This window comes from Klebsiella sp. PK01, from assembly GCF_057624675.1.
Window position 1 is genome coordinate 426,997 of the sequence record NZ_JBYEZM010000001.1, and the last position, 15,008, is coordinate 442,004.

Annotated in this window: 16 protein-coding genes; all 16 read left to right on the forward strand. The window is 51.0% G+C overall.

Annotated features, from left to right (window positions below; all coding sequences use genetic code 11):
• The first annotated feature begins 37 nt into the window (after positions 1-37).
• Entirely contained in the window at positions 38-2,650 is a 2,613-nt protein-coding gene (gene tssH, locus AC22LX_RS02000; RefSeq protein WP_487333709.1) for a type VI secretion system ATPase TssH, read from the forward strand.
• A gap of 24 nt (positions 2,651-2,674) precedes the next feature.
• Positions 2,675-4,099 carry a serine/threonine protein kinase gene (locus tag AC22LX_RS02005; RefSeq protein ID WP_047042623.1) on the forward strand — a complete coding sequence of 475 codons (1,425 nt, stop codon included), beginning with the start codon at positions 2,675-2,677 and terminating at the stop codon, positions 4,097-4,099.
• A gap of 94 nt (positions 4,100-4,193) precedes the next feature.
• The gene (locus AC22LX_RS02010) at positions 4,194-4,583 is read left to right on the forward strand and encodes a hypothetical protein (RefSeq protein ID WP_020078763.1); all 390 of its coding nucleotides are present in this window, start codon (positions 4,194-4,196) and stop codon (positions 4,581-4,583) included.
• Positions 4,580-4,954, forward strand: coding sequence for a DUF3592 domain-containing protein (locus tag AC22LX_RS02015; protein WP_045394304.1), 375 nt, complete (start codon positions 4,580-4,582; stop codon positions 4,952-4,954). Before AC22LX_RS02010 ends, AC22LX_RS02015 begins: the two co-directional genes overlap by 4 nt.
• Positions 4,955-4,992: 38 nt before the next feature.
• Positions 4,993-7,389 carry a type VI secretion system Vgr family protein gene (locus tag AC22LX_RS02020; RefSeq protein ID WP_049059988.1) on the forward strand — a complete coding sequence of 799 codons (2,397 nt, stop codon included), beginning with the start codon at positions 4,993-4,995 and terminating at the stop codon, positions 7,387-7,389.
• 9 nt (positions 7,390-7,398) lie between these two features.
• Positions 7,399-7,773 (forward strand): hypothetical protein, encoded by a 375-nt coding sequence (locus tag AC22LX_RS02025; RefSeq protein WP_223683731.1) that lies wholly within the window; start codon positions 7,399-7,401, stop codon positions 7,771-7,773.
• Between the two features lie 200 nt (positions 7,774-7,973).
• Complete coding sequence (locus AC22LX_RS02030) at positions 7,974-8,321, forward strand: glycogen/starch/alpha-glucan phosphorylase (RefSeq protein ID WP_223683730.1); 348 nt, start codon at positions 7,974-7,976, stop codon at positions 8,319-8,321.
• 42 nt (positions 8,322-8,363) lie between these two features.
• Positions 8,364-8,741: a hypothetical protein gene (locus tag AC22LX_RS02035; protein ID WP_045394312.1), complete on the forward strand. Its 378-nt coding sequence runs from the start codon at positions 8,364-8,366 to the stop codon at positions 8,739-8,741.
• Between the two features lie 68 nt (positions 8,742-8,809).
• Entirely contained in the window at positions 8,810-9,196 is a 387-nt protein-coding gene (locus tag AC22LX_RS02040) for a DUF3592 domain-containing protein (RefSeq protein WP_042897410.1), read from the forward strand.
• Between the two features lie 40 nt (positions 9,197-9,236).
• Positions 9,237-9,626: a hypothetical protein gene (locus AC22LX_RS02045; protein ID WP_015705440.1), complete on the forward strand. Its 390-nt coding sequence runs from the start codon at positions 9,237-9,239 to the stop codon at positions 9,624-9,626.
• Positions 9,627-9,731: 105 nt separating this feature from the next.
• The gene (locus AC22LX_RS02050; protein ID WP_049059883.1) at positions 9,732-10,079 is read left to right on the forward strand and encodes a DUF3592 domain-containing protein; all 348 of its coding nucleotides are present in this window, start codon (positions 9,732-9,734) and stop codon (positions 10,077-10,079) included.
• Between the two features lie 92 nt (positions 10,080-10,171).
• Complete coding sequence (locus tag AC22LX_RS02055; protein WP_049059882.1) at positions 10,172-10,570, forward strand: hypothetical protein; 399 nt, start codon at positions 10,172-10,174, stop codon at positions 10,568-10,570.
• Between the two features lie 6 nt (positions 10,571-10,576).
• Positions 10,577-10,957, forward strand: coding sequence for a DUF3592 domain-containing protein (locus AC22LX_RS02060; RefSeq protein WP_049059881.1), 381 nt, complete (start codon positions 10,577-10,579; stop codon positions 10,955-10,957).
• Between the two features lie 19 nt (positions 10,958-10,976).
• Positions 10,977-11,348, forward strand: coding sequence for a hypothetical protein (locus AC22LX_RS02065; protein ID WP_045394322.1), 372 nt, complete (start codon positions 10,977-10,979; stop codon positions 11,346-11,348).
• A gap of 45 nt (positions 11,349-11,393) precedes the next feature.
• On the forward strand, positions 11,394-13,934 hold the full coding sequence (locus tag AC22LX_RS02070) for a DUF2169 family type VI secretion system accessory protein (protein ID WP_487333710.1): 2,541 nt from the start codon (positions 11,394-11,396) through the stop codon (positions 13,932-13,934).
• Positions 13,931-15,001, forward strand: a complete 1,071-nt coding sequence (locus tag AC22LX_RS02075) for a pentapeptide repeat-containing protein (RefSeq protein ID WP_063447101.1) — start codon at positions 13,931-13,933, stop codon at positions 14,999-15,001. Before AC22LX_RS02070 ends, AC22LX_RS02075 begins: the two co-directional genes overlap by 4 nt.
• The last annotated feature ends 7 nt before the right edge of the window (positions 15,002-15,008 follow it).

Sequence of the window (15,008 nt, forward strand, 5' to 3'; positions counted from 1 at the left end):
TCTGACACCTTTATTAATGTTATCAATGGAACCGAACATGTCAGAAATCAGCCGTGCCGTACTCTTCGGCAAACTGGATACGCTGTTGTTTACCTCGCTGGAAAGCGCAACCGCCTTTTGTAAACTGCGCGGCAACCCTTACGTTGAGCTGGTGCACTGGCTGCATCAGCTGATGCAGCAGCAGGACGGCGATCTGCAACACATTATCCGCCATTTCGCCCTTGACGAGCAGGCGCTGACCCGCGATATCATCGCGGCCCTGGATGCGCTGCCGCGCGGCGCCAGCTCGGTCTCCGACCTTTCTGAGCATATCGATAGCGCCGTCGAACGCGCGTGGGTTTATGGCTCGCTGAAATATGGCGTCAACCGCATCCGCGGCGGCCATTTGTTAATAGGGCTGCTGAAAACCTGGAATCTGGCTAACGTTCTGAAAGGCATTTCGCCGCAGTTTAGCAAAATCAATGTCGATGCCTTGAGCGAGAGCTTTGAGACGTTGCTGGCCGCCAGTAAAGAGAGCCAGCAGGCGGCGGTGGAGACGGCCAACACTGGCGCGACGCCGACGGCGCAGGGTACGCTGGCCCAGTACGGACAGAACCTGACGCTGCGGGCGCAGGAGGGCAAAATCGATCCGGTGGTTGGCCGCGATGAAGAGATCCGCCAGATGGTGGATATCCTGATGCGCCGCAGGCAGAACAACCCGCTGCTGACCGGGGAAGCCGGCGTCGGCAAAACCGCGGTGGTGGAAGGGCTGGCGCGGCGGATCGCCGCAGGCGATGTCCCGCAGCCGTTGCGTAATATTGAGCTGTGGCTGCTGGACATCGGCATGCTGCAGGCCGGTGCGGGCATGAAAGGCGAATTTGAAGCCCGTCTTCAGGCGTTAATTAACGAAGTGCAATCCAGCCCGACGCCGATCGTGCTGTTTATCGACGAGATCCACACCCTGATTGGCGCTGGTGGCCAGCAGGGCACCGGCGATGCGGCGAACCTGCTGAAACCGGCGCTGGCGCGCGGACAGTTACGCACCATCGGCGCGACCACCTGGGCGGAGTACAAAAAATATATTGAAAAAGATCCGGCGCTGACCCGCCGTTTCCAGACGGTGCAAATGCACGAGCCGGATGAAGAGAAAGCGTTGCTGATGCTGCGCAGTACCGTATCTCCGCTGGAGAAACACCATCGGGTACTGCTGCTTGATGAAGCTGTCAACGCGGCGGTGAAGCTGTCGCATCGTTATATTCCCGCGCGGCAGTTGCCGGATAAAGCGGTCGCGTTGCTGGATACCGCCTGCGCCCGCGTCGCCGTCAGCCAAAGCGCGCCGCCGCCGCAGTTGGAAGATTGCCTGCAGCGCATTGCCGCCCTGGATGTGGAACTGGAGATTGCCCAACGCGAGAACCGGGTGGCGATTGGCGATGCTCAGCGCATTGAGCAACTCAAGCAGGCGCGTCAGCAGCAGGAAACTGAACGCGATACCTTGAGTCGTCGCTGGGAGCAGGAACGCGCGTTGGTTGATGAAGTCATCGCGTTGCGCGCGCAATTGCAGGAGGCCGATGACGACGCCCAGCCGGCGCTGCGCCAGATGCTTAATGAAAAACAGCTGGCGCTAAAAACCCTGCAGGGTGAGATGCCGCTGCTGTTCGCGGCGGTAGATGAGAACGTGGTGGCGGCGGTGGTCGCTGACTGGACCGGCATTCCGCTGGGGCGGATGGTCAAAAATGAGATTGACGCCGTACTGAGCCTGGCCGACACGCTCAACCAGCGAGTGATTGGCCAACGCCACGGGCTGGATCTGATCGCCAAACGTGTCCGCACGTCACGCGCGCGGCTCGACGATCCCAATAAGCCGGTCGGAGTCTTTATGCTATGCGGTCCATCCGGCGTAGGTAAAACCGAAACCGCGCTGGCGCTGGCGGAAGCGCTGTACGGCGGCGAACAGAACATTATCACCATCAACATGAGTGAGTTCCAGGAGGCGCATACCGTCTCGACCCTGAAGGGCGCGCCGCCGGGTTACGTGGGTTACGGCGAAGGCGGGGTGCTGACTGAAGCGGTACGCCGCCGCCCGTATAGCGTGGTGCTGCTGGATGAAATCGAGAAGGCGCATCCGGACGTGCACGAAATTTTCTTCCAGGTGTTTGATAAAGGCTGGATGGAAGACGGTGAAGGCCGCCATATCGATTTCCGCAACACAATCATTATCTTAACGTCTAACGTCGGTACCGAGCTGATTAGCGCTATGTGCGCCGATCCGGATCTGATGCCCGAGCCGGAAGCGCTGAGCGGCGCGCTGCGTCAGCCGCTGTTACAGGTCTTCCCGCCAGCGCTGCTTGGCCGCCTGTTGGTGGTGCCGTACTACCCGCTGAGCGATGCGATGCTGGGGCAAATCGTGCGTCTGCAGCTGGCGCGTATTCAGCGCCGTCTGCAGGACAATCACAACATTGTCTGCGAGATTGACGACAGCGTCGTCGAGCAGGTGGTTCAGCGTTGTACCGAAGTGGAATCCGGCGGGCGTATGGTCGATGCGATTCTGACCAACACGCTGCTGCCGCAGATGAGCCAAATTCTGTTAACCGCCAACCGTAACGATGAGCAGTTTACGCAACTGCGCATCAGCTATGCGCAAGGCGAGTTTCATTGTCAGTTTGCCGCGTAACACCATCAGAAAGTGAGTCTTAAGATGACGGATCACGAAAACAATCGGACTGTCCTGAACGCGCTGCCGGTCGGGTATCGTTTTAACGAATTTGAAATAAAGGAAGTGATTGGCGGCGGCGGTTTCGGCATTGTGTATCGCGCCTGGGACCATCAGTTGGAACGTACCATCGCGATTAAAGAGTTTATGCCTTCGTCGCTGGCGGTACGTAACGAAGATATGACCCTGGTACTGCGTAGCGAGCGCTTTAGCAAAGCGTTCTCCGCTGGATTAAACAGCTTTATCCAGGAGGCGCGGCTGCTGGCGCGCTTTAATCATCCCAACTTGCTGCACGTGCTGCGCTTTTGGGTTCAGAACGACACCGCCTATATGGGCACGCTGTTTTATAGCGGCACCACCTTGAGCCGCCTGCGCGAACAACAGCCAAACCTCATCGATGAGGCATGGATCCGCCGGATGCTGCCGATGCTATTCGGCGCCATTAAAACCATTCACGACGCCGGCTATTTGCATCGTGATATCTCACCGGAAAATATCCAGATCCAGGATAACGGCCTGCCGGTGCTACTCGATTTCGGTTCGGCGCGCCGGACCATCGGTAATCTCTCCGACGAAACCGAAACTATGCTGCGCCCGGGTTATGCGCCTATCGAGCAGTATACCGACGATAATGACAGCGAACAGGGCGCCTGGACCGATATTTATGCCGTCGGCGCGGTGCTGCATACGCTGATCGTGGGTTCACCGCCGCCGGTGAGCGTGGTGCGGAGTATTCAGGACAACTATCAGCCGCTGGCGGAACTGAAGCCGGCGGGTTACTCGCTGCCGCTGCTACAGGCGGTGGATAAAGCTCTGGCGCTGCGGGTGGAAGATCGTCCCCAGTCAATCGACGCGTTCGCCGAGCTGATTGAAATGCCGGTGTCCAGTATCGATGACGTCTTGTCGGTCAAAAAAACCGGCACCATGCTGGCGCTGGTCGAAGAGGAAGAACAGGCGCCGGCCATGACAGACTGGCGGCGCTATAAGGTTCCGGGGATGGTCGCCGCAGGCGTACTGGTCGGCATTATTGCCGGCGGTATGCTGTTCAGCGGCGGCGGCAGCGAGACGCAACCAGCACAGAGCGCCAGCACCCAGCCGCCAGCGGCGGTTACGCCGCCGGTAACAACGCAGACCGCTAACGCGCAGCCCGCTCCGCCCGTTGCTGTTCAAGAGAGCAAACCTGCCGCCGCGGCGGCGCCTGTTGCTCAGGTTTACGTGCGCATGCGGGAAGGGGAAAAGCTCAAACTCAATGGCGAACCTCATAATACGCAACCGGCCACGAACGGCTTCGCCTCGCTGAAGCTGGCGCCGGGGCATTATGAAATTACCCTGCAGGGTAATGGACAAACCCGCGAGCAGACGCTGGATATCGCCAAACCGGGAACCTGGCTTATTAATCCATCGAGTTAGATGGCGCAATTGAGAGCGAAATCCCTCCGCCGGCAATGAACGGCGGGTGGGATAATCATTTAGCGAGATATCACTGATCAACAAGGAGTGTTTAATGACCCCAGGCTGGATTATCAACGCAGTATTGACGTTTGTTATTATTTTCATCGGCTTTTACCTTGCCAACCGCATAGTAAAAAACTCGCAACGGCGAGAGCAGCGGATTATCGAAAACGGGAACGATATCCAGGTTACGATACTCGCAATGCGGCAAACCGGATTATTTATCAACAACAATCCTGTCATTGATATGGATCTGCGGGTACAGGATTTAAATAATGGAAAAACGTGGCTTGTGGAAAAGCACCAGGAAACGGTTTTGCTAATTACCCTCGATGCCTGGCAGGTCGGAGTGACTTATGAGGCAAAACTCGAGCCAAAAGATAACGCCATTGTGTTTGTAAGAGATATTAACGATAAGCCAAAACTGACGAGTGGAAGATGAATATTTTTACTAACGTAATCGTTCTGGCCGTGGTCCTACTGTTTATTTATATTTTTGCGTCATTACTGATTCGCGATGCGAAAAATAAAAAAATCAAAGCGGCTATCCACAATGATGGCGTTGCGGTGTCTGGCACCATCACAAATGTGAGAAGCCGCTCGGGCGGTAATTCCGGGTTTATTAATATTAGCGTCGATTTTAATTACGTTAACGAAAAAGGTGAATTGCTGACCGGTCAGCGGGATATCGTTATTGATATTACGCGTATCCAAAACTTTCAACCGGGAAAGCCGATTCCGTTACGCTACTTGCGCCTTGACCCGCAACAGGTGCTGGTCGATCTGCCGAACCCACTGTTAACGCGCAGCTAATGCTGCACAAACTGTATCCCCCTGAATGGAATAATATTATGTCTAACAGGATCACCGTTCAGCTCCCCGTTGAGGGGCTGCTTTTCTGGAAACTCAGCGGACATGAAGCCATGTCGGAAATGTTTGAGCTCAGCTTAACGCTGCTTGGCAGCGATGCGCGTCTGGATCGCAGCAAGCTGCTTGGCCAGCCGGTCACCGTGACCATTCCGACGCAAAACGCGCTGAGTTCGCGTTATTTCAATGGTAAAATTACCCGCGTGGCGGTGAGCGCCGTTGAACTGAGCGGTATCCGCTACGCCGCTTACCAACTGATCGTTGAACCCGACTTATGGCCGATGAAACGCGACCGCAACCTGCGTATATTCCAGGGGCAGACGGTACCGCAGATCATCAATACGTTGCTGAGCGAATATCAGGTCAACGTTGAGGATAAGCTGAACGGCAGTTACCGCGTCTGGGATTACTGCGTCCAGTATCAGGAAAGTAGTTTCGCCTTTATCAGCCGCCTGATGGAGCTGGAGGGGATTGCCTACCATTTCCGTCACGAGGCGGGTAAACATACGATGGTTCTGACCGATTCAGCCACCCAGCATCAACCGGTAAGCGGCTATGAAACCATTCCCTACCACCAGACGGCATCGGGCAGTATTACCACTGAAGAGGGGATCGGTCAGTGGGCGCTGGAAGATAGCGTGACGCCGGGGATTTACAGCCTCGATGACTATGATTTCCGTAAACCTAACGCCTGGCTGTTTCAGGCGCGGCAGAACCCGGCATCGCCCTCGCCGGGCAGTATCGACGTGTACGACTGGCCGGGGCGGTTTGTCGATCACGGACACGGTGAATTCTACGCCCGTATCCGCCAGGAGCGCTGGCAGGTAGAACATCAGCAGATCCAGGCGTCCGCCACCGCGGTAGGCATCGCTCCCGGCGCAACGTTTACCCTAACCAATGCGCCATTCTTTAGCGATAACGGCGAATATTTGACGACCGCCGCAGATTACTTGTTTGAAGAGAACAGCTACGCCAGCGGCGGCAATAGCGATATCTCGCACCAAATCCATTTTAGAGTGATCCCCTCTTCGGTAGTCTATCGCCCGGCGCAGGTAACCGACTGGCCGCGCACCTATGGCCCGCAGACGGCGAAAGTTGTCGGGCCTGAAGGGGAAAGCATCTGGACCGACAGGTATGGCCGCATCAAAGTGAAGTTTCACTGGGACCGCCACGCCAAAGGCGATGACACCAGCTCCTGCTGGGTTCGCGTGTCGAGCGCCTGGGCAGGCCAGGGCTTTGGCGGCGTGCAAATTCCCCGCGTCGGCGATGAAGTGGTCATTGATTTTATCAACGGCGATCCTGACCGCCCGATCGTCACCGGACGTGTGTATAATGAAGCCAGCATGCCGCCATGGGATCTCCCCGGCGACGCCACCCGGATGGGCTTTATGACGCGGAGTAAGGATGGGAATCAGGACAATGCCAGTTACCTGTTTTTTGAAGATAAGCTTGGTGAAGAGTCCGTCGATTTGCATTCTGAAAAAAATATGAACGTGTCTGTTGAAGGGATGCACAATGAAGTTGTTCATCAGCAAACGATCTATTCACATCTAAATACGCGTTCCACTAGTGTGGTAGGCCACGATACGCAAACCTTTAATGCCGGGCAAACCATCGCTATCACGGCTAATGGACGTAATGAAAGCATTGTCGATAGTGAAACTAAATCGGTTACAGGTTATTCAAGTAATAGTTATACCGGCAATGTGGTAACCGAAAGCGGTGATACGGTTAGCACTTTGGCGGCATCGAAGATAATGTACGAAACGCCAGATGTTATCTTTGGTCAGGTTGTCGATGCCAAAGGTACAGAAAGTGCAGTTCCCAATATACCTTTTGATATTAAAAATACCGCTGGGCAGATTATGGCTGCACCAGGGACCAAGCTCTACGCAACAGATTATTTGGCAGCAGCCTCTACAAGCGCAGTTTCCGCTGCCACCAGAGTGACATACAAAAAAGGGGTTGTAACGCATATCCAAGGTATTGACAAACTTACCGTGGATAATAATCAAATAGTAGACGTTAAAGGGAATGTTGCTAGAAATATCCTGGGTGAACTTAATGAAACGGTTCAAGGCAAAATATCTATTAACTCACCATTAAAAATATCTATAAAAAGCGATACTAAAGTAGAAATTGTTTCCCCTGAGGGGTTGTTCACTAACAAGGGAATAAGTGTATCATTAAATGGCACAACACACTCCTTCAACGGACTTAGCACATCTGTGAATGGTGCATCGTTTAGTTGGACACCATTAAACATGCCAACGTCATTAGCAAGTATTGTCCACTCTCCAATGAATGTAACTAGATCTCTAACAAAAATAGAATCTTCATTGCAGAATGTAGTTATTGGTTTTATCCACATGTTTATGTAAGAGGTATATATGAATTTTCTTTCTGAACACTCAGGCCCTATTGCGTTAGGTGTAATGTTGATATTCATCTTCATCTGTCTCAGAGGATTAAAGGGACAGAAGGAAGATTTTAGTGAAATAAGAAATTGGGTTACAAGGGACAACTGGAACGGCGAATTAGCAACAGGGAAATTAAAAGAATGGAAACAAACATCAACTACCAATAATTTTGACCATTTCTATATTTTTACTATCGAGTCTAATTTGAGTGGTGAAGCTCAAACATATAAAGCAGCAACTGTGTTAAAGACCTCTGAAGTCATTAAATTAAAAAAGGATATGCCTGTAATGTTCAAATACCAGGGAGTACCCCCAAAAAAAACAGCAGTCATGAGCGTAGGCTAATACTAGTCGATGCACGACATATAATTGCTGCTTTACCCTTTGATAGGGAACATGGCATAGAAACGGCCTCCAAATGCTGCGTTTCCTTTCCATTGGTTTTAGCTGGTAATAAATAATCAATCCAGAACCTAACGATTTCTCAATTTTTTGCATTTAAAATAAGACAGCCATCAATGGTTCACTTAATGTAAGATTTTACGATGTCAAATTCAACAATGTGGTCTATCTTTATAACCATTTTAGTTTTGGGGTGGTTCTTATACAGTATAATGAAGTCAGGAAATAATGATGAGAAGTTTCGTAAGGAAGACCTTAAAGTTGAAGCTAAAATTATTAGTAAGCAACATATAAGTACCTCTGGCACCGGGAATATGAAATTTGATTTTGAATTGGAATTTATGACTCCCGATGGAGTTGTCGTCACACATGCTCGTCGTTTTATAACTCCGGAAGAAATGGTTAAAATTGGTAGGAAAAATATAGTTTGTTTATATTACCTCCCAGGTACCCCTGAAAAAGTCTACCTTGTTCCTGGGGATATGGAGTAAGCAATCGATGATGGTTTTTGTTAATAACACGGATGCAACCCTATGAATGTCATCACGGAATCATCTTTTATCTTTGGCATTGTGGTGACAATCATAGCATTAGGTATATCATTCGCTGCATTCAAACCGAATAAATCTGAAGTCTCAGCAATTAAAAACTGGTTATCGAGAGATAAGTGGTCCGGTCAAACAATCCAGGTTCCGCTAGAATCATGGCGTCAGACAGAAACAAAGTACGGCAATGATTATATTTATGATTTCTATTTTAGTGCAAATATAAACGGTTATGTAAAAAAATACATTGCGAAAGGCATTGTAAGACCCGGTGACATTCATAAATTAAAGAAAGGAATGTTATTATCAGTAAAGTACAGTAATGACACGCTTGTAAAGATAGCGGTTACTTCCGTTAATTATTAAATGTGTAATGGTGCTGTAGTATTTGATATTTCATTCTACCTATAAAATCACAACCTGGAATTGATTAAATGGATTTTCTAAATACAAAATGGTTTTATATTCTGCTTGTGGCATGCCTTATAGCACTCTATATTATTGGGCGGAATTTTCGTAGTTCCGTTATCCCTATGATCAAGGCTGGGTTTATTGAAAGCGCTGTTCTTAAAACAGGAATCGCAGTAAATGCCGATATTATTGCATCTCATCAAACTAGTATGTGGGGTGGAAATAAGCCAATATACCATTTGACCTTAAAATTTAAAACTCTTGAAGGTGTTGAAACCGAAGCGAGTGTTGATATGGGGCTAAGCTTTGAAGAAATTGAGAGATTTAAACCCGGCAATGGGACAACAATAAAATACGACGCTAAAAATCCTAAACGAATCGCAATTTATGACAGACCATTATTTTTATAATGTGACAATTATTTATATTTAAAACCTAAAAGAGCTAACAATGAACTTTATTTATCAACACTCTTTGTTAATTGTTATTGCATCGGTTGCATTTAGCTTTTTTCTGTTGTTCGGTTCGTTGCGAAGTCTCAAAGGACAGGGCGGGGACCTTACTGAAATAAAAAACTGGCTAAGCCGTGAGCGCTGGCCCGGTGAGATCAAAAACGCATCTCTGGTAAGTTGGCGTCAAACTAACGCGACCAATAATTTTGATTATTATTTTGTATTTACCTTTGAGGCGAACATTGAGGGTACGACAAAACAGTATAATGCTGCCGCCGTGGTACGTGCTTCAGAAATCCCCAAATTAAAACCGGGACTTCAATTAACTATAAAGCATGAGGGCGTTCCGCCAAAACGAATGGCTGTTATGGATGTGGATTATGAATAAACAGGGTATCCACTAGACCTCTATGCTCGTGGCCATTTAGGTGGCCACTTAAAAACACTCACATAATTTCTAATATGTGGTGAACTTCATCATTAATGGATCATTATGTTTGACTCTATGTGGGGAACATTAATATTAGCCGTTTTAATTTTGTTTGGTTTGTTCTTATATTGTTATCGTTCAGGCTCCAATTATGATAAGTTTAAGGCAAATGGCATTCGTACCGAGGCTAAAATATTAAGCATGGAAAAAATTGGCGCGAGTGGCGGAGGGAGCACTAAACTTAAAATGGAATTATCTTTCAATACTGACTCAGGTCTGGTGACGGCAACGGCTAAACAGTATATTTCCCCGCAAAATATGGTAAAAATCATGAGAAACAATACTATTTACATCTACTACATGCCTGATAATCCCAAAGGGTTATTACCAACACCCTGGGAGATGGAGTGATGGAGTCTCTCTATATTGTGAGAAAACCAAGATGTTTTTTTACCTAAAATCATGAGTTGCGAAGCCTTAACTGAAACCCACCAGGGATAATTATGTCATTTGAAAAATGGATCACCAATATGTCTCCAGGGGAAATGATACCCGTGATTATTGGTTTGTCAGTAAGTATATTATTCATGATAGCCACCTATTTCACATTCAGAAAGTCATCGTTACAACTAAAGTCAGGGAAAATCTTTTTAAAACGCGAGCGCTGGCGAGGAGACTTACTGAGGTCGCAGATTGAATTCTGGCAACAAACTAATGTAATGCTCGGTAATAATCTATTTTTCGATATATATTTTCGCATCGATGAAATGCCTCAATTATTTTGCGCCAAGGCGCTGATTGCACCAGCACAAATACATCTATTACGTAAAGGGCTGTCCATTGTCGTTAAGAAAGGACGCGGCAATAAGATTGCTATTATGCAAATCGGTGATGTGGGTTAATTCACTATGGATATACTCTTTTTTATCGTCATGGGGCTGATTGTCCTGGTGTTTGGTATCTATCCCATGGCCCGCTTTCTTTATCAGGATGTTTATCCGTATTTAAAGGATAGTTTCACCCACAGTGAGGTCCTGCAATCCGGGATTGCGGTCAACGCGGATATCATTGCCGCACACCAGACCAGCGCCTGGAGCGGAAGTAAACCGGTCTATCGTCTCACCTTTAAATTTAAGACCCGCGAGCAGGTGGAAGTCCAGGCTAGCCTGAATTACACCCTGAATTTCAGCGACATTGAGCGTTTTAAGCCGGGTAATGGCACAACGATTAAATACGATCCGGCGAACCCGCAGAGAATTGCGCTATATGACAGGCCGCTTTTTTTGTGACAGCTAATCAGGAGATAACATGGAAATCGTCTCTACCATAATGCTAACCATGGCATGGGCCATTCCGCTGGTAGTATTGCTCTTTGTGGCCTGGGTTGCGATGCAGAATATACGCTCTGCGCGACAAGATAAAAAAACGAAAATGAATGGTGTCAATGTTAAGGCCACCATCCTGCAGATCAAATACGATCGCGACCAGCGAATTAATAATCACTACTCAGCCATTTTGACCCTTCGTTATCATTGGCATGAGCAAGAACTGCAGGGCATCCGCGGCGTTATATTCCCCGCGCAAGACCAATCTGAGGTTCAGGTGAATCAATTAATCAATATTCGCGTTCACCAGGACGACCCACAACATTTCTACTACCTCGATTATCGTAATGTCTGATGCTAAGCATCAATTCCCCTTAAGAACCTATCGCATTAGGGCTATATGAAAATCATTAAACCCTTACGCCTGAGCGTACTGAACCGGCCATTCCGCTGGCAGGGCAAAAATTATCTTGGCGTTTCGGTGCTGGCGTTGGCGGATATGGGGCCAAACCCGCAGCTGCGCCCCGAGATGGAACTGTGGCAGCTTGCCGCCGACGAACTGCAAACCAGCGGCGGCGTGGTGGATATGGCCATCCCTAAAGTCCGCGCCGAATTTCTTGCCACCGGTTTTGCCTATACCCATCATCAGCAGGAAAAAAGCGCCTGCGTGGCGCGCATCGATATCGACAAACTGAGTAAGTCGTTGGTGGTGTTCGGCGATCGCGAGTGGACGGGACAACGTATGACCCGACCGCAGCCGTTTAGCGAAATGCGCCTCGACTGGAGCCGCGCCTTTGGCGGCGGTGATTATGCCGACAACCCGCACGGTCTTGGTATCGCGCCGGTAAAACAGCAGGGGCGCGAGCGTCATCCTCTGCCGAATATTGAACCGCTGGAGGGAAGAGTAAGCTCGCCGCAGCAGAAACCGCAGCCGGCAAGTTTTGGCCCGTTGGATATTCAGTGGCCGCGGCGGTTTAGCCGAATGGGCAAAAAATATGATGCCAGTTGGCTACAACAGGAGTTTCCCGGTTTTGCCCGCGATATTGACTGGAAAGTCTTTAACGCCGCCAGTCCCGATCAATGGTGGGAGGATCGGGATACCTTGCCGCCAGGGGCGAAATGGCGGATCTGGAATATGCATCCAGAGAAACCAATGCAGGAGGGCCAGTTGCCGCCGTGGCAGGCTCGCTGTTTTATTCATCGCCAGCGCGCGGATGAAACGCTATTCGAAGAAATTGCCTTACGCGCCACCACGGTATGGTTCTTTCCCCATCGGGAACAGATGATGCTTATCTGGCAGGGGCACATTCGTATCAATGAAGACGATGCCGCCGACGTCCTGCAGCTGATCCCGGCGCTGGAAAAAGAGGGCGCCGCCCGTTCGCTTAATCACTATCGCAAGGTACTGGCCCAGCGAATGGATAAAGAGAAGGGCGCGCTCTTCTCCTTTCGCGAAAAGGATCTCATACCGGAAGAGACCATCGGCCCGTGGATCGACAATGAAATTGAACAGTCGCCGAGTCCGCAGCAGGAGAATATGAAAAACCGCGCTCGTCTGCTGCGTGAACAGCACCGCGCCGCCATCGAAGCCAGCGGCGGTGATATCGATAGCCTGTTGGCGGATATCGACGAGCCCACGTTGCCTAAGCTTGAAGACCTGCCGGAGTTTATCGCCGACATGGAGCGTCAGGCGCAGGAAATGGAGAATGATGCACAACAGCGCAAGCGTGAGATGGAGGCGCAATATCCGCAGTTGAATAACGATGAAAACCAACCGCGTGGCCCCGAATCCATGCACCGGATGCAGGAGATGCTACATCAGCACCAGCAGGAACTGAGCGAGAAGAAGCGCGCGCAAACGCGCGAGGCGCTACATCAGATGTACCTGGCCGCGGTGCAGCATCAGCCGCCGGCGGTCCGGCTGAAGGGCGATCTGGCGATGATCCTGCGCCAACGCGCCGAGCGTACCATGGCGCAGGGCGGCAATTTTAGCGGGATGGATCTGACCGGCGTTGATTTTTCCGGCATGGATTTTCGCGGCGCCAATTTTGAAAAGGCGTTACTGGAATGCGCGGACCTCAGCCACTGTCAGCTGGATAACGCCTCTTTTCAGGGGGCCGTGCTGGCCAGAACGGAGCTACAGCATTCGTCGCTGCGTAACTGTGATTTTAGCGGCGCCAGCCTGGTACTGGCGGAGTGCCATCAAAGCGACTTCACCGGCGCCCGCTTTGAAGATAGTCAGCTACAGAACGCGCTGTTTGCGCAATGCATTTTCGATAACGCGACGCTAAAAACGCTGATCCTTCGGGAAATCAGCCTGATTGACTGCCGTTTTCAGCGCGCCGAGCTGGATGGCTGCGTCTTTATGGAACTGACGCTGGCACAACCTGATTTCAGCCACGCGCGGCTGCACAAATGCTCGTTTTTACAATCTGAACTGGAGCATGCCATTTTCCACGAGGCGACGCTGGACAGCTGTTCGCTGGTGCAGACCCGAGCGGAGAACGCTGATTTTAGCGCTGCAACATGGCTAGCCAGCGCTGCGGTGTCGGAAAGCTCACTTATCGGCGCCGACTTCAGCCACGCTACGCTGCAGCAGAGCAATTTGCGCCAGACGCCATTACAGGGCGCGCGCTTTGCGCTGGCAAAAATCGAAAACAGCGATCTGAGTGAGGCTGATTGCCGTGATGCCAGCTTTGTGCGCGCGAATCTGGTCGGCAGTCTGTTTGTTCGCACCGATTTTCGCGAGGCCGATTTTACCGACACCAACCTGATGGGCGCGCTGCTGCAAAAAAGCCAGCTTGCCGGGGCAAATTTCGAAGGCGCCAATCTGTTCCGCGCCGATCTTTCACAATCCTTTACCAGTAAAACCACGCGGCTGGATGGCGCATGGACCAAACGCATTAAAACCCTGCCGAAGCGCGATGGAGAAGTGATATGACGATACTGAGCCCGGAGGAGATCGTTCAGCGCATCAAAAACGGCGAGCCACTCAATGAAATATCGCTGGATGGTATCAACCTGCAGGGCTGCGATCTCTCCGGCGGTCTGTTTCAGGAGGTGTCGCTACGCGGCGCTAATCTGCAAAATGCCAATCTGCATGAAGCCCTGTTTACCGAATGCCAGCTGCAGAACCTGCAGCTGCAAGGCGCCCAACTTAAGCAGACGACCTTCAATCAGTGTGAAATGACCCATCTTCAGGCCGCTGAAACCACGCTTGATAGTTGCGTGTTTAATCAGTGCGACCTGCAAGAGAGCGATTTCTCGGCGACGACGCTGCAAAGCAGCCAGTTTATGCGTTGCCAGATGAGCAGGAGCCGTTTTAGCGGTTCAACGCTGGAACGCAGCGTGTTTTATGAGGCTGACCTGACTCACGCCAGCTTTGCGCAAAGCCGCGGTCTGTTGACCACCTTTTACCATATTGATTTGCGGGACACCGCGCTGAACGAAATGCAGTGCGATCGGCTGGTGTTTTTCCAGTGCGATCAGCGCGGCAAAGACTATTCAAGGCAGGGTTTTACCGGCTGCCAGTTCACCGATTGTCCGCTGGACGGCGCGAAGTTTAACGGCGCCCAGCTAACCCAGTGCAATTTCAAAGGCGCGTCATTGCGTGAAGCAGAGCTCAATCAGGTGAACGCCAGCCAGGCGCTGTTTATGGAGGCCGATCTGCGCGGCGCCCAGTGTCGCGGTAGCCTGTTCGACCAGGCGATATTTGTCGGCGCGATCCTGGAGCAGGCCGACTTTAGCCAGAGCAGGTTGTTCCAGAGCGTTTTACAGCGGGTTCAGGCCGCCGGAGCGCGATTCGCGCTCTGCGATCTGACGTGGAGTGATTTTTCCGCCGCCGACCTGCGCCAGGCGGATCTGCGCGGCGCGACCTTTTCCCGCACCCGCCTGCATCGCGCCCGCCAGGACGAAGCGCTGTTTACCGGCCGCCAGGGGATCCTGGAATACGATGAAGAGTTATTAGCCGCTGAGGCGTGGAGCGCCCAGCGCCACAGCCGTTGTTAAGGAGACA